Source organism: Microvirga sp. P5_D2 (assembly GCF_054049475.1).
In genome coordinates this window covers 20,339-42,228 of record NZ_JBFUMH010000032.1, presented here as the reverse complement: position 1 = coordinate 42,228, position 21,890 = coordinate 20,339, and the positions used below count along the sequence as shown (strand labels likewise).

The following is a 21,890-nucleotide window of genomic DNA, read 5'->3' as shown; positions in this document are numbered from 1 at the left end:
ATCCGTGGCTTTTTGATTGATGCTGTTGAGGTTCTCAGAGAACCCAGAAATCGCTCGCGGATAGTAGCACCTTGTTTTCAAGCTGCGCGAACTTCACTGCCGCATATTTCTTCCCGCTGCCATCCGCATCGTAGGACACAGCGCCGGTCTTCTTATTGTAAATGATCCGGTCATGCGCATCCTTTGCTTTCGTCCCGACATGGAACGCGCTCTTCTTCAGGGCACCCATGCCTATCTTGCTGAAGATCCCCCTCGACAGCTGGATCATGTCCTCGCCACGCTGGAAATCGGCAATGGTGTCGACATTGCTTTTCAGCTTCGTGTTGAAGACGAATACATCCTTGCCTTCGCCTCCCGTGAGCCTGTCACGCCCGAGGGCTCCATTCAGATAATCGTCGCCTGCTCCGCCAATGAAAGTGTCGGCGCGCTTGGTGCCGATGAATGTGAGGTTGACTGAAGGCGTCAGGACATCGCCGGGCGGCGCATCTTTGGAGAGCCTGAAAATGCGATCCCCGAAGAGCGCAAGCTCGACATTCGTGAGGCGATCGACACCATCATCTCTGGACCAGCGATTATCGGTAACAGTAAATGCGCCGTCAGCGCCGAGAGTGATGGTGTAGTTGGAAATATTGCCGGAAAATACAGCCGTATCGACTCCTCCACCACCGTCGAGGACGTCATTGTTCCATGCACCATTCAGGTAATCATTGCCGCCCTCGCCGCGGAGGCTGTCGTCTCCCCCGCCACCCGAGAGGCTGTTCGCATGCTCATTCCCGATGAACATATCCGCTACCGGGCTGCCATCCAGGTTTTCGATGTTGCGGATCGTATCCCAACTGTCGAAACTGGTTCGCTGCTCCGCGGCAACTCTCAGATCAACGGTGGCTGGAGAGCGATCTCGGAATTCGAGGGTGTCGGCGCCCGCACCACCGTCGATGAAGTTCTTGCCCTTCCCGGCAAAGAAGGTTTCTGCCCCGTCGCCGCCGAACGCCGTGTCATCGCCATCCCACAGAAAAACGCTACCGGTAACCGTCCCGCCACGGCCATCATAGAGATCTCCTAAAGCCCCAAGGGCAATGTTCCCTTCGATTCTGCCCGTGTTCGTTACGGCATTGGAGCCCGCAGCGCCGCGTACCGCTGCAGCCCATTCAGGAGTAGAGTCCATTTCTGTTGATCTGATGAGCCCTGCATTGTTCAGAACGAGCGTTTGCGCCAAGCCGCCTATATTAAAATTATTGTCTATGCCGCAATATCCGATGATCTTTCCTGTATTTGTGATGACATTCTCAATAGATGAAATTTGGACTGCGGTCATCAATGCGCTAATCACGCCGTGATTATTTAGAATCTTTTTTCCTAGGGCAGGGAATTCGCTATCGTCATAAAAAATGACGCCATGATAGCCGGTGACATTTCCAGCTATGCCGACATCGACCGTCCCCTTCGTCAGAACAGCGGCGCCTCCAAAACTATGAACCCGCCCGTCCACATTCACAGTGGTGTCGAGTTCAGCCACGATCCCGTTGGCCCAGTCTCCATAAGTGGAGACGCTTCCGTCATGCATGACGGTTGCGGTCTGCCCGATTTGCAGTCGAAGGCCGTGTTCCCGGATTCCGAAGGTTTCTATGGAATTTGAGGCGTCAATCACACGGCCAAGCATAGCGAGATCCAATCTGCTTATATTCTTATGTTATTACATTTGTGTCAGCAGTCCAGCTTAGGCAACAAAAAGCCCCGGAGTTCCCTCCGGGGCTTCCTTATTCTTCAGGCTGAAGCGCTTGGACTTCTTAGAAGTCCATGCCGCCCATGCCGCCCATGCCGCCGCCCGGCATGGCCGGAGCGCCGTTGTCGCGCTTGGGAGCGTCGGCGACCATGGCTTCCGTCGTGACGAGGAGGCCGGCCACGGAGGCTGCGTCCTGCAGAGCGGTGCGGACGACCTTCGCAGGATCGACGATGCCGGCCTGGAGCATGTCCACGAACTCTTCGGTCTGGGCGTTGAAGCCGAAGGTGTCGGACTTGTTCTCGTTGATCTTGCCGACCACGATCGAGCCTTCCACGCCGGCGTTCTCGGCGATCTGACGGATCGGCGACTCGAGAGCGCGCAGGACGATCTTGATGCCGGCCTTCACGTCTGCGTTGTCGCTGGTGAGCTTGGCAACCGCAGCCTTGGCGCGCAGCAGAGCCACGCCGCCGCCGGGAACGATGCCTTCTTCCACCGCAGCGCGGGTGGCGTTCAGGGCGTCGTCGACGCGGTCCTTCTTCTCCTTCACYTCGACTTCGGTCGCGCCGCCGACGCGGATCACCGCGACGCCGCCWGCSAGCTTGGCGAGACGCTCCTGGAGCTTCTCACGGTCGTAGTCCGAGGTGGTCTCCTCGATCTGCGCCTTGATCTGACCAACGCGGGCTTCGATGTCTTCCTTCTTGCCGGCGCCGTCGATGATCGTGGTGTTTTCTTTCTCGATGCGAACGCGCTTGGCGCGGCCGAGCATCGGAAGCGTCACGGACTCGAGCTTGATGCCGAGGTCTTCGGAGATCGTCTGACCGGCGGTCAGGATCGCGATGTCCTCGAGCATGGCCTTGCGGCGATCGCCGAAGCCCGGAGCCTTCACGGCGGCGATCTTCAGGCCGCCCCGCAGCTTGTTGACGACGAGGGTGGCGAGAGCTTCACCTTCCACGTCCTCGGCGATGATGAGCAGCGGCTTGCCGGTCTGCACAACGGCCTCGAGGATGGGGAGCATGGTCTGCAGCGAGGAGAGCTTCTTCTCGTGGATGAGGATGTAGGGATCCTCGAGCTCGGCAACCATCTTCTCGGCGTTCGTGATGAAGTACGGCGAGAGATAGCCGCGGTCGAACTGCATGCCTTCCACGACATCGAGTTCGGTCTCGGCGGTCTTGGCTTCCTCGACGGTGATGACACCCTCGTTGCCGACCTTCTGCATGGCATGGGCGATCATCTCGCCGATGTCCTTGTCGCCGTTAGCGGAAATCGTGCCGACCTGGGCAACCTCGTCGGAGGACTTCACCTTCTTGGCGCGAGCCTGGATGTCCTTGATGGCCTCAGCCGTGGCGAGGTCGATGCCGCGCTTCAGGTCCATCGGGTTCATGCCGGCGGCAACGGCCTTGGCGCCTTCGCGGACGATGGACTGAGCCAGGACGGTCGCGGTGGTGGTGCCGTCACCGGCGATGTCGTTGGTCTTCGAGGCCACTTCGCGCACCATCTGGGCGCCCATGTTCTCGAAACGGTCGGCGAGCTCGATTTCCTTCGCGACCGACACGCCGTCCTTCGTGATGCGCGGAGCGCCGAAGGACTTCTCGATCACGACATTGCGGCCCTTCGGGCCGAGGGTCACCTTCACCGCATCGGCAAGGATGTCGACGCCGCGCAGCATCTTCTCGCGGGCTTCGGAAGAAAACTTAACGTCTTTGGCAGCCATGGGCTTAGCCTCCAGTTAAATTGAAATCTTGAATGAGGGCGTTCGGGCTCAATTAGCCGACGATGCCCATGATGTCGGATTCCTTCATGATCAGGAGATCCTTGCCATCGATMCGCACCTCGGTGCCGGACCACTTGCCGAACAGGACGCGGTCGCCAGCCTTCACGTCGAGAGCGACGATCTTGCCGTTCTCGTCACGGGCGCCRGCGCCGACGGCGACGACTTCGCCCTCTTGCGGCTTTTCCTTGGCGGTGTCYGGGATGATGATGCCACCGGCCGTCTTCTCTTCGGCTTCGATGCGGCGAACGACGACGCGGTCGTGCAGCGGACGGAACTTCATGGAACTTCCCCTTTGACTATTGGCGCGGCCCCTCTGGCCGCACCCTGGTCTGTGTTCTGTTAGCACTGTCATGAGACGAGTGCCAACGTCGAGGCCGAGATAAGGAGGAGCTTGGGAGGAGTCAAGACTCACCGCCCCATTGAATTTTGTTACATTTTTGGAAGGACTACCGCTTGGAGGTCAGCAGGGCTGCCCCGACGATGAGGAGCCCTCCCCCCAGCGTCGCCCAGGTCGGGACTTCGCTGAAAGCTCCATAGCCGAGAAGGACGGCCCAGATGAGGGCCGTGTATTCCAGCGGCGCGAGGCGGGCCGCCTCGGCTCTGGCATAGGCTGTGGTCATGAGCACATGGCCGATGAAGCCGAGTACGCCCAGCAGCATGAACCAGGCCATATGGATCGGGTTGACCGGCTGCCAGACCCAGACCGCAAACGGTGCCACCAGGATGGCCGGCCCGATATTCTGGAAGAGGACGATGTGGAGATACTTGTCCCGCTGGGCGCGCTGGCGCAGCAGCACAAGGCTCAGGGCATAGCTCACGGCCGAGAGCAGGGCTGCCGCGACGCCGCTCCAGGAGCGGGTGGCGCCCACGTCTTCCGTTTGCCCCAAGACGACGACGAGTGTTCCCACGAAGCCGACCACGATGGCGACGATAATGCGCGCGTCCACCTTCTCCTTGAGCATCAGCAGCCCGAAAAGGGCGATGAACATGGGAGACAGGAACGACAGGACGAGCGTCTCGGCGAGCGGGAGCTGTCCGAGAGCATAGAAGAAGGTGACCGCCGTGATGACGCCGGCGACGGAGCGCAGCATGTTCGCGGTGACGGTCTCGCGGCTCGGCCAGCCGGGGCGCAAGACCAGGACCATGCTCGTGGCGATGAGCGAGCCGCACAGGAAACGCAAGGATGCGACCTGAAAGGTCGGGTAAAAGGCGGACATCCCTTTGATGACCGCATCCAAAACGGACAGGACCGCGATGCCCGCGGCAGCCCGCAGGGCGGGACCGTATTGCATAGGCTCACAACGATGTGAAACGCGACATCCGGGATGGACAGGGTCGCAGAGGAACGACGCTCTTACCCCACTTTAGACGCAGCTTCATCTCTCCTTTCGTCCTGTCGACAGGAAAGGCGACAAGAAAGGGGGGACAGGAAGAAATGTGCGTTTGTGCATATTCCGATCGAGCTTGGCGGAAACAAAAGCCGCGCTTGCCGTTATTAGGAAAACAACCAAACAGGATGCTCCGATGCGCGCTTGGATCCCTTGCTCTGCAATGCTTTTGGCTGTCCTCGTTCCGGCTACGGCCTCGGCCCAAGCCAGGCAAGGAGGCGGGTATTACTACGGCAATACCTACATCTCTTCCGAGTACAACTACCCCTATGCTCGAACGCAGGACGGCTACGACCCCGGCTATCCCATGGTGACGCGCCCGGCCGCGCCCCGAACGGCGGCGGGCTATCCTTACGCGACCGGCTCGGTGCGCGGCAACACGGTCGTCGCGACGCTGCCGCAGACCTATTCGGACCCCGGCTACGACAACAGCATCGACTATGCGATCTCGCCGGAGTTTCAGAAGCAGCTTGTGTCCTATCGCGGCGGTGAGCGCCCCGGCACCATCGTGATCGATACCAACGACAAGTTCCTCTACCTCGTGCAGGAAGGCGGCCGCGCCATTCGCTACGGCATCGGCGTGGGACGCCCCGGCTTCGAATGGGCCGGCCGCAAGACCGTGTCGATGAAGCGCGAATGGCCCGATTGGCGCCCGCCGGCCGAAATGATCCGCCGCCGCCCCGACCTGCCGCGCTACATGGAAGGCGGCCCTGACAACCCGCTCGGCGCCCGCGCTCTCTATCTCGGCTCGTCGCTCTACCGCATCCACGGCACCAACGAGCCGCACACCATCGGCCAGGCCGTCTCCTCGGGCTGCATCCGCATGCTCAACGAGGACGTGGTCGATCTCTACAGCCGCGTGAAGGTCGGCACGAGCGTGATCGTGATCTGATCGGACGTGGAATTTGACAGTCGCATGATGGCCGGGCTCGCCCCGGCCATTTCTTTTGCCTGGCTTCCATCACACAACCCTCCTTCGAGACGCCTGCTTTGCAGGCTCCTAAGGATGAAGGCAGTGAGTGTTTAAACGAAAAGCGCCCGCCAAATGGCGGGCGCTTTGTCCTGATGCGAAGCGCTCTTTAAGCCCAGTCGCCGTCGTCGCCGGAATCCCCGCCGAAATCGGAGAAGTCCTGGTTGTCCGCGGCGGGCTTGTCGTAGAGCGAATCCGTGATGCCGGCCATGTCAGTGTTGCCGGCCTGATTGCCGAGATCGGCCAGGGCCTGCTGGCCTGCTTCCAACGGATTGTTCTCACCGCTAAAGGCGCTGGACAAGGCGTTGGCGATCATCATGCCGCCCGCAACGCCTGCGGCGGTGGACAGGGCGCTCTGGAGAAAACCACCTCCGCCGCGGGCCTGCATCGCGCCGCCCCAAGGGCCGGGAGCGCCGTAAGGCTGCTGCGGCATGGCATGGGATTGCGGAGCGCCCCAGGGCGACGCCCGGCGGGCGGGTGGTGCGTTGTAATCCGGTCCAGGCGGACGGGCGCCGCCAAAGATGCTGGACAGGAAACTGCCCTGCTGCGGCTGCCGGCTGGCCTGATCGAGCTCGGCGCGCAGCTGCTCGTTCTCGGCCTGGAGATTGGCGAGCGCCTGTTCCTGAACGAAGACCGCCTGCGCCATCGCATAAGGCGCATAGGGCTGCTGGCGAAGCTTTTCGGCGATGAAGCGCTCGGCTTCCGGATCGCGCGGCTGGTTCGCCACCTGCTCGAGGCGTCGGAAGATATCGGAAATGACCTCGCGTTCCTGTTCGTTCATGGCAAGCCTCCTCACGACCAATGTGATCTCAAATCAGATGTAAGCGCAGCCTTCAGGATTGTTAGAGGTGTGCCAGACCAAGCTTCGACAGATTGCGTAAGGCTTGCGGCGCAATCGCCTCGAGCTCCGAGAGGCCACGCCATTCGGCATTGTGCACCTCGGCGAAATCCGGACGGATTCCGCTAACTCCTGCCGCCCTGACGATATAGCGGAAATCGTGGTGCCAATGCTCCGGCTCGTCGCGCGCCGGGCGGGCCGGAATAAGATGGCTGTCGATATCGACCGGGATGCCGGAGGCGGCGTGCCAGGAATCCAGCCTCAGCCCCTCCACGCCCGTTTCCTCGAACGCCTCCCGCAGGGCCGATTGCGCGAGATCGTCCGGCGGCTCGTAATGCCCGCCCGGCTGGAGCCAGCGCCCCAAGGAGCGGTGGTGGATGAGAAGAATGCGCCTTCCGGCTTCGTCCATAATGAAGGCCGAGCTGGTGATGTGGCCGGGAAAGGTCCGCCGTGAATGGATATCGTCCCTATCCGCAAGCTGGCGCCGCAGCAGGACATGGCGTCCGGGCTCGATGCCGAAGGCCGCCACATGGGCATCGAGGGAGGCCTGCACGGTTTGGCGAAATTTTGTGGCATCGAAGATTGATGCGGAATCCGTCGTCATTCCTCCATCACCTTCGCAAAGGCATCCTTGTAGTCCGGGTGCCAGCGGGACAATGCGGGACGGTTCTGAATGATATCGTCCGCAGCCCAACGGATGCGCTTCTCGTCCGTCTCGCGCGTGGTCTCGTTGTCAGGGCAAAGGACATAGAAGTCGCCGCGCTCGATGGAAGACAGCAGGAAGTCGACTGTCTGATCCGATGTCCATGCGCCTGCGGGCTTTTCCGCGACGCCTCGCGCCTTCGTGAGCCCTGTGTAGACGAAGCCTGGAATGAAGAGGTGCGCCGTCACCTTGCTGTCCGGTCTGTTGCGCAACTCATGCGCCAGCGCTTCCGTGAACACCTTCACGCCTGCCTTGGAGACATTGTACGCCGTGTTGCCCGGAGGGGTGGTGATGCCCTGCTTCGACCCCGTATTGATGATGGCGCAAGGATTGCCCTGATCGAGCATGGCGGGAGCGAATACCTGCACTCCATGGATGACGCCCCACAGGTTGGTTTCAAGAATGGAACGCCAGCGTTGCGGATCGCCGAAGATCGCGCCGCTGCCTTCGATGCCGGCATTATTCATGAGCACGGCGACCTCGCCGAAGGCGGAGTAAACCTGCTCCTTCAAATGCTCCAACGCCTCGCGCTTGCCCACATCGGTAGCAACGGCGAGCACATTTTTATCACCGGCGAGCGACGCAACCTCCGCAGCGCTTTGCTGAAGTGCATCACCTGGCAGATCCGCCAGACAAACCTTCATGCCCAAGCTGGCGAGGCGCTTGGCAGCCGCCAAGCCGATGCCACTGGCGGCTCCGGTGATGACCGCAACTCGGTTCTGGGCAAATGCAGGATGAGAGGCCATTGCTGGGATCCTTCGTTGCTGGGTCAGGCCGGTCTCGCGCCGGCGTCATTTGAATGCTGGCGGCCGCACGCTTTGGCAAGCCACCGGACAGGCTCTCAACAGGAGCCGACATGCTGCACAAGTGGAGTTTCCTCCCTTGCCTGCCAAGGGGCCGTACACTCATCGCGATTGACGCGAAACGCCGGAAGCGTTACAACCGCGCCATGATCACAAGCCGCGCCACCTTCTTCAGCTATTATACGCCGTCCCCATAGGGCGGCTGCGTTTGGTTGCGACCTTACGATCCATGCCGCCGCATTCCGGCGGCGTTTTCATTTCTGGATCGGTCTCCGGAATTCGGCTTTTCGAAAAAGCCCCAGGAGACCCCGATGACGACCCCACAATCCTCCTTTCTGAAGACGCTCACGGAGCGCGGCTTCATCCATCAATGCACCGACCTCGCAGCGCTCGATGAAACGCTCCGCGCCGGGCCTATTGCGGCCTATATCGGTTTCGATGCTACGGCGGACAGCCTGCACACGGGGCATCTGCTTCCGATCATGACCCTGCGCTGGCTGCAAAAATCAGGCCACAAGCCGATCATTCTGATCGGCGGCGGCACCACGCAGATCGGCGATCCGAGCTTTCGCGACACCAGCCGCCCGCTCCTCGATGACGCGCAGATCGCGCACAACATCGGCGGATTGAAGACGGTATTCTCGCAATACCTCACCTTCGGCGACGGGCCGACCGATGCGGTGATGGTAAACAATGCAAACTGGCTCGATCCGCTGCGCTACCTGCCGTTCCTGCGCGACTTCGGCACGCATTTCACCATCAACCGCATGCTGAGCTTCGACAGCGTGCGCCAGCGGCTCGAACGCGAGCAGCCGCTAACGTTGTTGGAGTTCAACTACATGGTGCTGCAGGCCTTCGACTTTCTGGAATTGTCGCGCCGGCAAGGTTGCGTGCTGCAGATGGGCGGGTCGGACCAATGGGGCAACATCGTCAACGGCATCGAACTCGCCCGGCGCATCGACCAGCGCCAGCTCTTCGGCCTGACGACGCCGCTGCTCACCACCTCGTCGGGCACCAAGATGGGCAAGACGGCAGGCGGCGCGGTGTGGCTCAGCAGCGACCGGCTGTCCCCTTACGAGTTCTGGCAGTTCTGGCGCAACACGGAGGACGACGACGTCGCCCGCTTCCTGCGCCTCTTCACCGAATTGCCGCTCGACGAAGTGCAGCGGCTGGCACGGCTGCAAGGCGCCAACATCAACGAGGCGAAGCAGATCCTCGCCACGGAGGTGACGCGCCTCGCCCACGGGGACGCCGCCGCGCAGGATGCGGCGGAGACGGCGCGCCGCACATTCTCGGAAGGAACCTCCGCCGAAGGCCTGCCGAGCATCGAGGTGCCTGCGGCGGATCTCGATACAGGCATTCCGGTGGCCGCCCTTCTGCATCGGACGGGCCTTGCCGCATCACGCAGCGAGGGGCGCCGACTGATCAAGGGTGGCGGCGCCAAGCTCAACGGAGACACGCTCACCGACGAGAACGCGGTTGCGACAACGGCGCATCTGCGTGACGGCGCACTCATGCTGACCGCAGGGCGCAAGCGGCATAGCTTAGTGAGGACTGCCTAAGCCCCAACATGAAAAAGCCCCGCAATCGCAGGGCTTTTTACTTACTCACCATCCGTCGATTTCAGCGGATGGACATTCGTCTCGACCTCATCATCCTCGATGAGGCCATCGTCATCCTGCGCGTCGAGGCGGGTCTTCTTGCGCAGGGCGATGTACTTCTTCTGGATCTTGATGCGGCTTTCGCGCGCGATCTCCAGGCCGCCCTGCACGAGCGCGCGTTCGGCCTTCTCGTTCTGCAGCTCTTCTGTGAGGCGGCGGTTGGCTGCTTCGAGGGTGTTGCGCTCCTGCTCGAAGCGCTTTGTGATCTGGTCGTTACGCTCAGTGAGGCTCGACAACTTGTTGTCGGAGCTTTCGATCTGGAAGTCCTTGGCCGCAATGGCCTTGTTGAGCATCTCGACGCGCTCCTGCAGCTCGATGCGCGAGCGCTGGAGTTCGTTGACCATGGCCACCTGGCGCTCGACCTCCTGCTGGGTCGCTTCGAGGCGGCGGTCGAGGGTGTTCTTCTCGATGGTGGTCTCTTTCAGGCCGCGCTCGACGCCGCGAAGTGCCTCGTTCTTGTCGCGCAGCTGGTCGCGGGTATGAGCCAGGATCTTGTCCGTGGCGGCAAGACGCGAGTTGAGACCCTCGATCTTCATATCCAGGGCCGAAAGGTCGGTCTGGTGCGAGGAGCGCTCGGAATCGAGCTGGGTCTCGAGGCGCTGGCGCAGCACCTGCTCGGACATGAGCTTGCTCTCGAGCTCGGAGGCACGCTGACGGGTTGCCTCCAGCTGTGTCTCTATCTCGCCGTAGCGGTTGGTGAGGCTGGAGAGACGGTAGTTCTGCTCCTCGGCGACCTTCTGCAGGCGCTTCACCTCGTGGTCGAGGAGGCCGTTGCGCTCGCGGGTCTCGATCAGCTCGCGCTCGGCGCGGGCGACCGTCTGATCCGCTTCCTGGGCCTCCAGGCGCAGGGCCTGATTTTCTTCCGTGATGTTGCGGGCGCGCTCCGTCTCGATGGCGAGCTGGTTGTCCAGGTCGGTGACGATCGCTTCCTTGTCCTTCACGTTCAGGCGCAGGTCTTCGATATGCGATTCCTGCTCGCGGGTCTTGGACTCGGCCTTGCGCAGCTGGGAAACCGTCGCGGAGAGGTCGTCCATCGCGCGGGCATGGACCGCGTTGAGATCACCGAGCTCCCGGCGGAGCGCCGCGGTGGTCTCGCTCTCCTGCTTGAGCACGGCCTCCGTCTCCATCAGGCGCGACTGAAGCTGGGGATAGGAGCGGATCAGCTCGTTCACCGGCTCGTTCAGGAGGGCAAAGTCCTCCTTGAGGGAGCGGATTTCCTCCAGCCGGTCGATCATGTTGGCGAAGCGGACGCGGATCAGCTCGTTCTTCTGGCCGACGGAATCGAGGGGAGCGTTGTGGCGAGCCACGACGACCTCGTTCTTTGCCGAGGGAGCGGCGGCAGCCGACATCGGCAAGGCGGAATCGCTCTGCCCGGGCAGAACGTTCAACACCTCATCCTCTGGCCTCTTGTTGCCGAAACGGTTTCTGAAAGACGTCCAACCCGAAGACATGGTGCCGCCCCTTCACGCCTGAAATTTCACTCTGTCAGAGTCTTTTAACCTAGAGTCAGGCTGGAGGAAAACAAAATTTCGTTGCGCAACCCTGTGGCGGATTTACTCGGCGGCTATGGTTAACGGTCGGGAGACCCGGCTCTCGAATCCTGCTTTCTCAAGGGTTTCCGGCATCGGCCCGCCGGTTGCCCAGTCCAGAAGCTCGACCGTATGGACGATAGGGATCTCGGTTCCCTTCCCGATCTGGGTCATGCAGCCGATATTGCCGGTGGCGATGAGGTCTGGCTTGGTGCGCTCGATATTGGCCACCTTGCGGGCCCTGAGCTGGGCGGCGATCTCCGGCTGGAGCAGGTTGTAGGTGCCCGCCGAGCCGCAGCAGATATGCCCTTCCGGCACGTCCTTCACGGTAAAGCCCGCCTGCTTGAGCAGGGTCTTGGGCTCGGTGCGGATCGCCTGACCGTGCTGCATGGAGCAGGCGGAATGATAGGCGACTACCAGATCGGTCTCGCGTACGGGCTCCATGAGGTCGAGGGACAGGGCGTATTCCGTAATATCCTTGGCTATCCCTGAGACCCGGGCGGCCTTCTCGGCATAATCCGGGTCGTCCCGGAACATGAAGCCGTAATCCTTGATCGTCGTGCCGCAGCCGGACGCCGTGATGACGATGGCGTCCAAGCCCTCGCCGTCCATCTCGGCGATCCAAGCGTCGATGTTGCGCTTGGCGAAGGAGTGCCCCTCCTCGTCGCGGCCCATATGGTGGACCAGGGCGCCGCAGCACCCCTCCCCCTTCGGCTGCACCACCTCGATCCCATGGCGGTTGAGAAGGCGCACGGCCGCTTGGTTGAAGCCGGGCTTGAGCACCGGCTGGGCGCAGCCGGACAGGATGGCGACACGCCCCCTGCGCTCGCCTTCCGGCGCGAACGTGCCGGGATCGCTGAAGGGCGAGCGGGCCGGAACATGCGCCGGCGCCAGATCGATCATCGCCTGGAGGCGATTGCCGAGGAGCGGCAGAGCGCCGATGACGCCCTGGAAGGGCTTTGCCAGGATGGCAGCACCCATGGCGAAGCGGAAGCGGCTGGGATAGGGCAGCACCTTCGCCAGCACCGAGCGCAGCAACCGGTCATGCCAGGGGCGCTTGTAGGTCGCTTCGATATAAGAGCGGGCATGATCGACGAGGTGCATGTAATGCACGCCCGAGGGACAGGTGGTCATGCAGGAGAGGCAGGAGAGGCAGCGGTCGATGTGCTTCACCACCTCGGGCGAGGCAGGCTTGCCGCTCTCCAGCATGTCCTTGATGAGATAGATGCGCCCGCGCGGTGAATCGAGCTCGTCGCCGAGCAGCAGATAGGTCGGGCAGGTCGCGGTGCAGAAGCCGCAATGCACGCAGGTCCGCAGGATCTTCTCGGACGAAGCGGTAGCGGAATCTTTCAGCTGATCGGGCGTGAAGTTCGTTTGCATGGTTCTTGCTCAGCTCGCCGATTGCCATTGGTTGATGGCATCAAGAGGATAGATCAGCATGATGATATTGAGTGCGAGATTGTCCCGAATCCAGTAGCCGACGATCACTTCCATCAGCACGGCCGCAACAATCGTCACCCAGACCGGCAGAATCTTCGCCAGCGTGAAGCCGGCGATCATCGCCAGGATGTCGAACACGGAATTGATGATGCTGTCGCCGTAATAGTCGAGAGCGATATTCGTCGCACGGTAACGGTCGATGATCAGGCTGGTGTTTTCGACGATCTCCCACGCGGCCTCAATGCCGATGGCGATCAGAAGCGCCGCGCCGAACGGCAGGTGTTTTCCACGCAGATGTCCCACGAGCCAGATGCCCGCGTAGAATAGGAACCCATGGATGATGTGGGACGGCGTATACCAATCCGTCAGGTGCTGCGAGTTGCCGGAATCGCGCACGACCCCGTGCCAAAGCTCGACCGTGCCGCAGGTGCAGATCGGCGTGCGGCCCATGGCGAAGAGGATGAGCGCGGTAAGCGCAATCATTCCTGCCGCGAGGCTGACATAAACGACGGGGGACAGACCTTTGCGGGCAGGACGACTTGCGAGAACAGCACTACTCACATCAAACTCCCGCATACATCCGGCCCGGATTGAGGATACCCGCCGGATCGAAGGAGGCCTTGATGCTTTTCGTCAGGGCCATGATCGCATCCGACTGCGGCTCGAACACATCGATGCTGGAGCGGATCTCCGCGGGGGCTCGCACCAGCGTCGCATGGCCGCCGAACTCGCGGGTCGCTTCACGCATGATTGCGGCACCCGCATCGCCATTGACCGGCGTGGCGATCCACAGAAGGCCGCCGCCCCAATCGTAGAACCACTGCGCATCGAGCGAGCGGGCGATGTGGGCCGCGAAATCGGGACCGCGCGTCGGCGCCGTCGAGACGCGCCAGATGGCCCGATCGTTGTCGTTGAACATTGTGGCATCGCGCACCGATTGCCATAAGGCTTCCGCGCCCCTGCCCTCCAGGATGTCCATGAAGGTCGCGCGCTTGAGGAGCCGCTTGAGTTCGCCCAGGCGGTAATCGACGGACACGGAAAATCCTTCGAGGCGGATGAGCGTGGTGGCGCCCTGCCGGTCCTTGGACGGGATATGCGCTGCGCCCGTCACGTCGAAGGGCGAGCCTAGAGCCTGCGACAGAGCCTCGATGGCCTGCCGGTCGTTGAGACCGCGCAGGACGAGGGTCGCCATGCGCTCCTGCTTGGGCAGCACCTTGAAGGTCACTTCCGTCAGGAAGCCCAACGTGCCCCAGGACCCGGCCGTAAGCTTCACGAGATCGAGTCCGGTGACATTCTTCATCACCCGCCCGCCTGACTTCACCACTTCGCCGCGCCCATTGACGAAGCGCACGCCAATGAGGCTGTCGCGGGCGGCGCCCGCCATGATCCGGCGCGGGCCGGAAATGTTCATGGCCGCCACCGCGCCGATGGTCGGCTCGCCCCTGGCGCCCAGAAGCGGCCGATAGTCCATCGGCTCGAAGGGCAATTGCTGGCCCTTCGCCGCCAGCGTCCGAACCACTTCGGAAACCGGCGTGCCGCTATGGGCGGCAATCACCATCTCGGCCGGCTCGTAGAGCGTCACGCCGCTCATGGAAGCGGACGAGATGGAGGCATCCGTCTGGTTCGGGCGGCCCATCCCGGCCTTGGTGCCCTGGCCGGATACGCTGAGCAGCGTGCCCTTCTCCGAGGCTTCGCGGATGATGACCGAGGCGTCCTGCTCGTCGCGGGGGTTATGAGTCGTCACGCGGCGAGCCTTCCTTCCAGGGGAAACACTTTTGCGGGGTTGAGCAGCCAGAGCGGATCGAACACGCCGCGCACGCGCATCTGCTGAGCGAGATCGACCGGGTTGAACTGCTCCGTCATCAGATCGCGCTTCTCAATGCCGACCCCGTGCTCACCGGTAAGGCAACCGCCGACTTCGACGCAGAGACGCAGGATATCCTCGCCCGCCTTCTCGGCCTTTTCCATCTCGCCCGGCTTATTGGTGTCGAACATGACGAGGGGATGGAGATTGCCGTCGCCCGCATGGAACACGTTGGCGACGCCGAGTCCGTAGGATTTCGCGATCTCATCGATGCGCTTGAGCACATAAGGCAGCTGGCCCGTGGGGATGGTGCCGTCCATGCAGATGTAATCGGCCACACGCCCCGTGGCGCCGAAGGCTGACTTGCGGCCCTTCCAGATCGCCGCGCTCTCGGCCTCCGATTGCGAGACCTTTATGGTCTTCGGCTTGAAGGGTTCCGCGATGGCAACGATGCGCCGGAGCATGTCGTCGATCTCCTGATCGGACCCTTCCACCTCACAGATCAGCATGGCTTCCACATCCAGCGGATAGCCCGCATGGGCGAAGGCCTCGCAGATCTGGATCGCGGGCTTGTCCATGTATTCGAGCGCCACCGGAATGATGCCCGCACCGATGATCGCGGCGACGCATGCGCCCGCATCCTCCACGGTGTTGAAGCCGAAGAGCGCGGGCCGCGCCCCTTCCGCCGCGCGCAGGATCCGCACCACCGCTTCCGTGATAATGCCGAGCTGCCCCTCGGAGCCGCAGATGAGGCCGAGCAGATCGTAGCCCGCGCTGTCGAGGGCATCGCCGCCTATCTCCACCACCGTGCCGTCGAGCATCACCATGGTGACGCCCATCAGGTTGTTGGTGGTCACGCCGTATTTCAGGCAATGGGCGCCGCCCGAATTCATGGCGATGTTGCCGGCGATCGTGCAGGCGAGCTGGCTCGACGGGTCGGGGGCGTAGAAGAAGCCCTCATAGGACACCGCCTGGCTGATGCCGAGATTGGTGATGCCCGACTGGACCCTAGCCGTGCGATTCTCGAAATCGACGTCGATCACCTGATTCATCTTGGCGACACCGAGCACGATGGCATCCTCCTGCGGGATCGCACCGCCGCAAAGCGAGGTTCCCGCCCCGCGGGCCACGACCTTGACGCCGCGCTCGTTGCAGAACCGCATGATCTCGGAGACTTGGCTTGTGGTCGAGGGCAGCACCACGGCAAGCGGCACCCGACGATAGGCGGTCAGGCCGTCCGTCTCGAAGGCGCGGCGCTCATCCTCCGTCACGATGAGGGCCTCGGATGGGACAAGTCGCCCCAACCCCTCGATGATCTCCTTCCGGCGCGACAGAATCGCTTCGTCCGGCTTGGGAAATGCAATCGTCATGGCACCCTCCCTGGGCGGTTATAGGCTGCATTCTCGGCATGGCTGCCTCTCTCGACAAGGTACCTGGCCTTGGGGCAGTTTTCCAATAATGTAGAATCTCTCTAGCCTATCGCACGGAAATATGGACCCGGTTTTGTGCTTCCGTCGATACGCTGTTGAAAAGAGAGCTTAGTCCAGCAAAGGAGTTTTCGATGCGTACCGTCGTCTTCACCGCCGCCCTGCTCCTCGCCGGGCTCACCCAGGCCCAGGCCCAGGATGCCGCTGCCGGCGAGAAGGTCTTTGCCCAGTGCCGGGCCTGCCATCAGATCGGCGAGAGCGCCAAAAACGCTGTCGGCCCGGTTCTGAACGGCCTGATCGGGCGCCATTCCGGCTCCGTCGAAGGCTATAACTACTCCCCCGCCAACAAGAATTCGGGCATCACCTGGGATGAGCCCACCTTCCGCGAGTACATTCAGAACCCGAAGGCCAAGATCCCCGGCACCAAGATGATCTTTGCGGGCCTCAAGGACGAACAGAAGATCAACGATCTGGTTGCCTATCTGAAGCAGTTCGACGCATCGGGGAAGAAGGCGCAGTAAGCGGGCCGCTGAGACTTGGTATCACAAGAAAAGGCCGCCCTTCGAGGCGGCCTTCCTTATTCTGTAGAGCCCGGATCGACGAGGCCGGACTACCGGTAGGTCCAGACCCATTGATATTGCGGCGCGCCCGGCATGTTGCGGATGATGCCCATTCGCGATTCATGCTGGCTTCTGAGCATGTTGCTGATCATCTGGGTCTTCATCTGATCCATCAGTACCTTGCGCTGCGCGGCCTTGAACTTGTCCAGGTCCGCATTGCCCGTGGACGGCTCGACCGGAGGCTCGGGCATGGATTTCAACGCGGCCTCGATCTCGGCGGCGCGCTTCTCATCGACCTTCTTTACATCGGTCTGATACTGATCGAGGATGCCGACGATGCTCCGTTCCTTGCCGGAAGACTTGTCCCCGGTGCCCTCGCCGGGAAGCGGCGGCATCTGCGCGACGGCATCCGGATAGAGCTGCTCGGCCTGCCGGCGCCATTGCCGGCGATGATCGTTGCGCTCGCCCTCGGACATGGTGGGCCAGCCGTAATGAAGCTCAGCCCATTGACCCATGGCGTGAACGGTCTTCTTCTGCTCGTCAGCGGAGAGCGACGGATAGCTCTTCACCAGTTGCGCCTTGAGGGCTTCCAGATCGAGGTCGATGGCCCCGCCCGAACCCTCCTTCAGGGTGAACTGGACATATTTCGCCTTGGCGTCCGCGATCTCCTCGCTCAGCGGCGGCTGGCCATCGGCAAGGATGCGATGCTGGGCCAGATAAGCCGTCATGACCGCATTGACGTCCGGAAACTGACGGGCGGCATACATCATCGGCCAGGCCTGGGAGAAGGCGACGATGCGCGCGCTGACGGCCTCGCCCTCCGGCATGCGCCGCGAGCGCTCATACATCTCGATGACGTTCTTCACGTTCCGATAGGTCTCGTCGGAACCGAGCCATTCCTTGCGGAACACCGCCAGAACAGGCTCCTTCTGAGCGCTGTCGAGCTTCACGTCGTAGACCCATTCCACATAAGCGACGAGGGTACGCTCAGCGGCGGGCGTGAGAGGGGCGCGCGAGGCGGCCATGGCTGGCAGGGCTGCAAAGCCGAGGATGAAGGCCCCAAGCCGGAAGAGCCGAAAAAGTGACGTCATTTCGTCAATCCTGAAATGTCATGCCCATAAGCAGGCCGTTTCATTTTTTTGAAACGTAACATCATTGTTGACGAAGAGCACGGTGTGCTCTGTCACATCCCGTAGCGCCTATGAACTTGTCGCTGCACAGAGCCTGCTTCAGGTGAGCAGTATCTTTCGTCCTCTTGACCAATTCCAAGGAACGATGATGGTGTAGGCTGTCTTTGGAGTGGTTATACCAGTGAACCCTGAACGCAACGGCCGCCCTCGGGTTGGCCTTTTCGTCACCTGCCTCGTCGATCTGATGCGCCCGTCCGTAGGCTTCGCGGCCGTGAAGCTTCTGGAGGATGTCGGCTGCATCGTCGAGGCGCCGGTGCAGACCTGCTGCGGGCAGCCCGCCTACAATTCCGGCGACCGGGGCACCACCCGCGACTTGGCGATGCGGATGATCGACACCTTTCAGGGCTATGATTACATAGTCGTTCCCTCCGGCTCCTGCGCCGGGATGATCAAGGCACATTACCCGGAACTCTTCGAGGAAGACCCGAACTGGCGCGCGAAAGCCGATGTGCTTGCGGCAAAGACTCACGAGCTCACGAGCTTTCTGGTGGATGTGCTCGGAATCTCAGGCGTCGCCGCCACTTTCGACGGCGCGGTGACCTATCACGATTCCTGCTCGGGCCTACGTGAGCTCGGGGTGAAGACCCAGCCGCGCCAGTTGCTCGCCAGCATCGACGGCCTGACCATCGTGGAGATGAAGGACAGCGATGTCTGCTGCGGCTTCGGCGGCACCTTCGCCGTGAAATACAGCGACATTTCCGGCGCCATCGTGGAAGCCAAGACGAAGAATGTCGAAGACGCGAAAACGCACACCCTGCTCGCGGGCGATCTCGGTTGCCTCATGAACATGGCCGGCCGGCTCAGCCGCGAGGGCAAGCCCATCGAGGTGCGTCATGTCGCCGAAGTGCTGGCGGGTATGACGGATGAGCCGCCCATCGGCATGGCGAAAGCGCAGGCGACGAAGCAGCCATGAGCGTTCATTCCACCTCCCCCCAGTTCAAGCAGAACGCGGCGCGCGCTCTCGACGATGCGCAGTTGCAGAAGGCGCTCGGCAACGTGAAGCAAGGCTTCATCGACAAGCGCCAGGCCGCCGCCGACAAGCTGCCGGAATTCGAGGACCTGCGCGACGCCGCGCGGGACATCAAGAACCACACTCTCGAGCATCTCGATCTTTATCTCGAAGCCTATGAGGAGAAGGTGAAGGCCTCCGGCGGGCATGTGCATTTCGCCCGCAACGCGGACGAGGCCTGCAAGATCGTTCTCGACATCTGCCGCGAGGTTGATGCCAAGACCGTCACCAAGGGCAAGTCGATGATCTCCGAGGAGATCGGGGTCAATCACTATCTCCAGGCGAACGGAATCACGCCCGTCGAAACCGATTTGGGCGAATACATCATCCAGCTCCGCAACGAGCTGCCGAGCCACATCATCGCGCCCGCCGTTCATCTCAACGCCACCCAGGTGGAGCAGGATTTCCGGCGCGTCCACACGCATCTCGACGCCAAGCGCGATCTCTCCGAGCCGGTGCAACTGCTCACCGAAGCGCGTGCCGTCTTGCGTGAGCGTTTTCTCGCCGCCGATGTGGGCATTACCGGCGCCAACTTCCTCGTGGCCGAAACCGGCACGTCGATTATCGTGACCAACGAGGGCAACGGCGATCTCACGCAGATCCTGCCGAAGACCCACATCGTGCTCGCCTCCCTCGAAAAGCTCGTGCCGACGCTCGAAGACGTGAGCCAGCTGCTGCGCGTGCTGGCGCGCTCCGCGACGGGCCAGGAGATGTCAGTCTACACCACATTCTCGACAGGTCCGCGCCGCCCAACCGATGCGGATGGGCCTGAGAATTATCACGTGGTCATCATCGACAACGGCCGCTCCTCCATGCTCGGCACGAGCTTCGAGGAGATGCTGCGCTGCATTCGCTGCGGCGCGTGCATGAACCATTGCCCGGTCTATCACGCGGTCGGCGGTCACGCTTACGGCTGGGTCTATCCCGGCCCTATGGGCGCGGTGCTCACGCCGTCCCTGATCGGCGTCGACAAGGCGGGCCACCTGCCCAACGCCTCTACCTTCTGCGGACGCTGCGAGAGCGTGTGCCCGGTGCGTATTCCCCTGCCGAAACTCATGCGCCACTGGCGCGAGCGAGAATTCGAGCGCCACCTCACGCCCGCTACCGTGCGTTCGGGCTTGAGCCTCTGGGGCTTCTTCGCCAAGCGCCCGGCGCTCTATCGTTTCGCCACTCGTGCCGCGATGGCGACGCTCGGCTTTGCAGGCCACCAGCGCGGCCGCTTCGCATGGCTGCCGCTTGCGAAGGGTTGGACGAAGTACCGCGATTTCCCGGCACCGCAGGGCGAGACATTCCAGGCGCGTTGGCAGCGCGAGCGCAAGGGACGGACCGCATGAGCGCCCGCGACGATATCTTCGCCAATATCCGCCGTTCCCTAGGCGTGAAGGGCCAAGAGACCATCCGCCGCCAGATCGTGCAGGACAGGCTGGAACGCGCGCCGAAGGGCGTGATCCCGAAACGCGGACAGGTTCAGGGCGATGAGCGGATCGCCCTGTTCAAGATGCAGGCGGAAGCCTCGCTTGCAACAGTGACGGAGGTGGCCTCTGCTGCTGAAGTTCCACAATCCATTGCTCTCTTCCTGCGCAATCACAACCTGCCCGCGACGCTGCGCATGGGCGACGATCCACGTCTCGTGGCGATGCCCTGGGCCGATACGACGCTCGAAATGTCGCACGGCCCGAGTGAAGGGCAGGATCTCAATGCGGTAAGCCATGCCTTCGGCGGCGTGGCGGAAACCGGCACCCTCGCCATGGTGTCGGGCGCGGAAAACCCCTCCACCCTCAATTTCCTGCCGGACAACCACATCATCGTCGTCTCGGCCAAGGACATCGCGGGCGATTACGAATCCGTCTGGAACCGGGTGCGGTTCGCCTTCGGCAAAGGCAGCATGCCGCGAACCGTGAATTTCATCACCGGCCCTTCCCGCTCGGGCGATATCGAGCAGACCCTGCTGCTCGGCGCCCATGGCCCCCGCAGGCTGCATGTGGTGGTGGTGCGTGATTAAAGGCTCGGTCTCAACATTGTCTCGCGCCTGCCCAAAAATCTTGGAGCGATCGTGCAACCATGTCGTGAGGCTAGACGATGCCTTTGTCCAACCTGATCTTCCGCACCATCCGCTGGTCGGCCTGGGACGGCTGCGAGGCCGGCATGGAGCACCTGGACGTGCGGCCCGCCGATGGCGGCCTCGATATCTCGGGCATCGTGATCGGCGCGAAGGATGAGGCCCGCTTCGGCCTCACTTATCGGATCAGGCTCGATGCGACCTGGCACACGCGGGAGGCGCAGCTTCGCACCACATCAGGTCATGTGCTTCACTTGGAAAGCGACGGCCATGGGCATTGGCAGATGGACGGTGCCGCCCGGCCCGATCTTCAGGGCTGCATCGACATCGATATCCAGGCGACGCCCCTCACCAACACCCTGCCGATCCGCCGCCTCGATCTTAAAGAGGGCAAGAGCCTGGACCTGCGCCTTTGCTACATCGATGTGCCGGAACTGACGGTTTCCGTCGCGGAGCAGCGTTACACGGTGCTTGCCCCCTCTCTCTACCGTTTCGAAAGCCTGGAAAACGGCTTCACGGCAGACCTGCCCATCGATGCGGATGGGTTCGTACGGGATTATCCTGAGTTGTTCCGACGCCTGGACTGACGGATATTTCACAAGCGTGACAACTCGGCGCGCCCGTAAGGGCTAGCGCTCGCCGGAGATTCACGTTAAGTCTTTGAAATCTCAAGTAGTTTTTAATCATTCTAAACTAGAATTCCATGATCGTCTGCTCCTGCAACATCCTCTCCGATGGCGACGTGAAGGCTTGCCTAAAGCCTGGCCCCGAATGCCCGCGCACCCCCGCGCAGGTTTATCGCTGCCTGGGCTGCAGCCCCAATTGCGGTCGCTGTGCACGTACGATCCGGTCCATCATGGACAAGGCGCTGGCAGAAGCCGGTGTGGAGCCCATCGCCGCCTGCCAACGTGGATGCTGTCCGGCCTCCCTCGAAAAAGCTGCTGCAGAACCTACCCTTTGAACAAAGGGGCTTCCCCTCTAGTTCACAAATCCTCTAAAGAAGGACCGGCGCTTC

General features: G+C 62.1%; 21 protein-coding genes. 8 read left to right on the top strand and 13 right to left on the bottom strand.

Translation table 11 applies throughout. The features are described from left to right. Positions 1–34 precede the first annotated feature (34 nt). The 4 genes from ACXJKO_RS11505 to ACXJKO_RS11490 all read right to left on the bottom strand — a co-directional run bounded on the left by ACXJKO_RS11505 (position 35) and on the right by ACXJKO_RS11490 (position 4,786). A complete protein-coding gene (locus ACXJKO_RS11505; protein ID WP_457091228.1) occupies positions 35–1,660 on the bottom strand; it encodes a calcium-binding protein in 1,626 nt (541 codons plus the stop codon). Positions 1,661–1,787: 127 nt separating this feature from the next. Next, on the bottom strand, positions 1,788–3,434 hold the full coding sequence (groL, locus tag ACXJKO_RS11500; RefSeq protein ID WP_457091227.1) for a chaperonin GroEL: 1,647 nt from the start codon (positions 3,432–3,434) through the stop codon (positions 1,788–1,790). Between the two features lie 52 nt (positions 3,435–3,486). Next, positions 3,487–3,774, bottom strand: a complete 288-nt coding sequence (gene groES, locus ACXJKO_RS11495; RefSeq protein WP_457091226.1) for a co-chaperone GroES — start codon at positions 3,772–3,774, stop codon at positions 3,487–3,489. Between the two features lie 166 nt (positions 3,775–3,940). Then, positions 3,941–4,786, bottom strand: coding sequence for a DMT family transporter (locus ACXJKO_RS11490; RefSeq protein ID WP_457091225.1), 846 nt, complete (start codon positions 4,784–4,786; stop codon positions 3,941–3,943). A 259-nt stretch (positions 4,787–5,045) separates the two neighbouring features. Here ACXJKO_RS11490 and ACXJKO_RS11485 point away from each other — a divergent pair, with 259 nt between their 5' ends. Then, positions 5,046–5,774 carry a L,D-transpeptidase gene (locus tag ACXJKO_RS11485; protein ID WP_457091224.1) on the top strand — a complete coding sequence of 243 codons (729 nt, stop codon included), beginning with the start codon at positions 5,046–5,048 and terminating at the stop codon, positions 5,772–5,774. A gap of 187 nt (positions 5,775–5,961) precedes the next feature. Here the strand turns inward: ACXJKO_RS11485 and ACXJKO_RS11480 are convergent, their stop codons facing one another. From ACXJKO_RS11480 to ACXJKO_RS11470, 3 genes are all read right to left on the bottom strand, one after another. Further along, the gene (locus tag ACXJKO_RS11480) at positions 5,962–6,633 is read right to left on the bottom strand and encodes a DUF2076 domain-containing protein (RefSeq protein ID WP_457091223.1); all 672 of its coding nucleotides are present in this window, start codon (positions 6,631–6,633) and stop codon (positions 5,962–5,964) included. 61 nt (positions 6,634–6,694) lie between these two features. After that, positions 6,695–7,294: an NUDIX hydrolase gene (locus ACXJKO_RS11475; protein WP_457091222.1), complete on the bottom strand. Its 600-nt coding sequence runs from the start codon at positions 7,292–7,294 to the stop codon at positions 6,695–6,697. Next, positions 7,291–8,139: an SDR family NAD(P)-dependent oxidoreductase gene (locus ACXJKO_RS11470; RefSeq protein WP_457091221.1), complete on the bottom strand. Its 849-nt coding sequence runs from the start codon at positions 8,137–8,139 to the stop codon at positions 7,291–7,293. The genes ACXJKO_RS11475 and ACXJKO_RS11470 overlap by 4 nt, the downstream gene beginning before the upstream one ends. Before the next feature lie 368 nt (positions 8,140–8,507). On the opposite strand from ACXJKO_RS11470, the gene tyrS reads away from it, so the two are divergent. Continuing rightward, on the top strand, positions 8,508–9,758 hold the full coding sequence (tyrS, locus tag ACXJKO_RS11465) for a tyrosine--tRNA ligase (RefSeq protein ID WP_457091220.1): 1,251 nt from the start codon (positions 8,508–8,510) through the stop codon (positions 9,756–9,758). Positions 9,759–9,799: 41 nt separating this feature from the next. On the opposite strand, the gene ACXJKO_RS11460 is transcribed toward tyrS, so the two are convergent. The 5 genes from ACXJKO_RS11460 to ACXJKO_RS11440 form a co-directional block, all read right to left on the bottom strand. Beyond that, on the bottom strand, positions 9,800–11,245 hold the full coding sequence (locus ACXJKO_RS11460; RefSeq protein WP_457091219.1) for a hypothetical protein: 1,446 nt from the start codon (positions 11,243–11,245) through the stop codon (positions 9,800–9,802). Between the two features lie 165 nt (positions 11,246–11,410). Continuing rightward, the gene (glcF, locus tag ACXJKO_RS11455) at positions 11,411–12,766 is read right to left on the bottom strand and encodes a glycolate oxidase subunit GlcF (RefSeq protein ID WP_457091218.1); all 1,356 of its coding nucleotides are present in this window, start codon (positions 12,764–12,766) and stop codon (positions 11,411–11,413) included. A gap of 9 nt (positions 12,767–12,775) precedes the next feature. Beyond that, positions 12,776–13,387: a DUF2585 domain-containing protein gene (locus ACXJKO_RS11450; protein WP_457091217.1), complete on the bottom strand. Its 612-nt coding sequence runs from the start codon at positions 13,385–13,387 to the stop codon at positions 12,776–12,778. Position 13,388: 1 nt separating this feature from the next. Beyond that, positions 13,389–14,570 carry an FAD-binding protein gene (locus ACXJKO_RS11445; RefSeq protein ID WP_457091216.1) on the bottom strand — a complete coding sequence of 394 codons (1,182 nt, stop codon included), beginning with the start codon at positions 14,568–14,570 and terminating at the stop codon, positions 13,389–13,391. Further along, positions 14,567–16,000 carry an FAD-linked oxidase C-terminal domain-containing protein gene (locus tag ACXJKO_RS11440; protein WP_457091215.1) on the bottom strand — a complete coding sequence of 478 codons (1,434 nt, stop codon included), beginning with the start codon at positions 15,998–16,000 and terminating at the stop codon, positions 14,567–14,569. The genes ACXJKO_RS11445 and ACXJKO_RS11440 overlap by 4 nt, the downstream gene beginning before the upstream one ends. A gap of 191 nt (positions 16,001–16,191) precedes the next feature. Between ACXJKO_RS11440 and ACXJKO_RS11435 the strand changes: the two genes are divergently transcribed. Beyond that, complete coding sequence (locus ACXJKO_RS11435; RefSeq protein ID WP_457091214.1) at positions 16,192–16,578, top strand: c-type cytochrome; 387 nt, start codon at positions 16,192–16,194, stop codon at positions 16,576–16,578. 89 nt (positions 16,579–16,667) lie between these two features. Here ACXJKO_RS11435 and ACXJKO_RS11430 read toward each other — a convergent pair whose 3' ends face one another. Continuing rightward, the gene (locus ACXJKO_RS11430) at positions 16,668–17,708 is read right to left on the bottom strand and encodes a hypothetical protein (RefSeq protein WP_457091213.1); all 1,041 of its coding nucleotides are present in this window, start codon (positions 17,706–17,708) and stop codon (positions 16,668–16,670) included. Between the two features lie 220 nt (positions 17,709–17,928). On the opposite strand from ACXJKO_RS11430, the gene ACXJKO_RS11425 reads away from it, so the two are divergent. From ACXJKO_RS11425 to ACXJKO_RS11405, 5 genes are all read left to right on the top strand, one after another. After that, complete coding sequence (locus tag ACXJKO_RS11425) at positions 17,929–18,720, top strand: (Fe-S)-binding protein (RefSeq protein ID WP_457091212.1); 792 nt, start codon at positions 17,929–17,931, stop codon at positions 18,718–18,720. After that, on the top strand, positions 18,717–20,150 hold the full coding sequence (locus ACXJKO_RS11420; protein WP_457091211.1) for a LutB/LldF family L-lactate oxidation iron-sulfur protein: 1,434 nt from the start codon (positions 18,717–18,719) through the stop codon (positions 20,148–20,150). The genes ACXJKO_RS11425 and ACXJKO_RS11420 overlap by 4 nt, the downstream gene beginning before the upstream one ends. Further along, complete coding sequence (locus ACXJKO_RS11415) at positions 20,147–20,818, top strand: LutC/YkgG family protein (protein WP_457091210.1); 672 nt, start codon at positions 20,147–20,149, stop codon at positions 20,816–20,818. The genes ACXJKO_RS11420 and ACXJKO_RS11415 overlap by 4 nt, the downstream gene beginning before the upstream one ends. A 77-nt stretch (positions 20,819–20,895) precedes the next feature. Beyond that, positions 20,896–21,462: a putative glycolipid-binding domain-containing protein gene (locus ACXJKO_RS11410; RefSeq protein WP_457091209.1), complete on the top strand. Its 567-nt coding sequence runs from the start codon at positions 20,896–20,898 to the stop codon at positions 21,460–21,462. A gap of 116 nt (positions 21,463–21,578) precedes the next feature. Further along, positions 21,579–21,836 (top strand): (2Fe-2S)-binding protein, encoded by a 258-nt coding sequence (locus ACXJKO_RS11405; RefSeq protein WP_457091208.1) that lies wholly within the window; start codon positions 21,579–21,581, stop codon positions 21,834–21,836. Positions 21,837–21,890: the final 54 nt, after the last annotated feature.

Coding starts and splice junctions, on each gene's coding strand:
- ACXJKO_RS11505 (WP_457091228.1), bottom strand. CDS start 1,660: ATGCTTGGCCGTGTGATTGACGCCTCAAATTCCATAGAAACCTTCGGA.
- ACXJKO_RS11490 (WP_457091225.1), bottom strand. CDS start 4,786: ATGCAATACGGTCCCGCCCTGCGGGCTGCCGCGGGCATCGCGGTCCTG.
- ACXJKO_RS11485 (WP_457091224.1), top strand. CDS start 5,046: ATGCTTTTGGCTGTCCTCGTTCCGGCTACGGCCTCGGCCCAAGCCAGG.
- ACXJKO_RS11480 (WP_457091223.1), bottom strand. CDS start 6,633: ATGAACGAACAGGAACGCGAGGTCATTTCCGATATCTTCCGACGCCTC.
- ACXJKO_RS11475 (WP_457091222.1), bottom strand. CDS start 7,294: ATGACGACGGATTCCGCATCAATCTTCGATGCCACAAAATTTCGCCAA.
- ACXJKO_RS11470 (WP_457091221.1), bottom strand. CDS start 8,139: ATGGCCTCTCATCCTGCATTTGCCCAGAACCGAGTTGCGGTCATCACC.
- tyrS (WP_457091220.1), top strand. CDS start 8,508: ATGACGACCCCACAATCCTCCTTTCTGAAGACGCTCACGGAGCGCGGC.
- glcF (WP_457091218.1), bottom strand. CDS start 12,766: ATGCAAACGAACTTCACGCCCGATCAGCTGAAAGATTCCGCTACCGCT.
- ACXJKO_RS11440 (WP_457091215.1), bottom strand. CDS start 16,000: ATGACGATTGCATTTCCCAAGCCGGACGAAGCGATTCTGTCGCGCCGG.
- ACXJKO_RS11435 (WP_457091214.1), top strand. CDS start 16,192: ATGCGTACCGTCGTCTTCACCGCCGCCCTGCTCCTCGCCGGGCTCACC.
- ACXJKO_RS11430 (WP_457091213.1), bottom strand. CDS start 17,708: ATGACGTCACTTTTTCGGCTCTTCCGGCTTGGGGCCTTCATCCTCGGC.
- ACXJKO_RS11420 (WP_457091211.1), top strand. CDS start 18,717: ATGAGCGTTCATTCCACCTCCCCCCAGTTCAAGCAGAACGCGGCGCGC.
- ACXJKO_RS11415 (WP_457091210.1), top strand. CDS start 20,147: ATGAGCGCCCGCGACGATATCTTCGCCAATATCCGCCGTTCCCTAGGC.
- ACXJKO_RS11410 (WP_457091209.1), top strand. CDS start 20,896: ATGCCTTTGTCCAACCTGATCTTCCGCACCATCCGCTGGTCGGCCTGG.
- ACXJKO_RS11405 (WP_457091208.1), top strand. CDS start 21,579: ATGATCGTCTGCTCCTGCAACATCCTCTCCGATGGCGACGTGAAGGCT.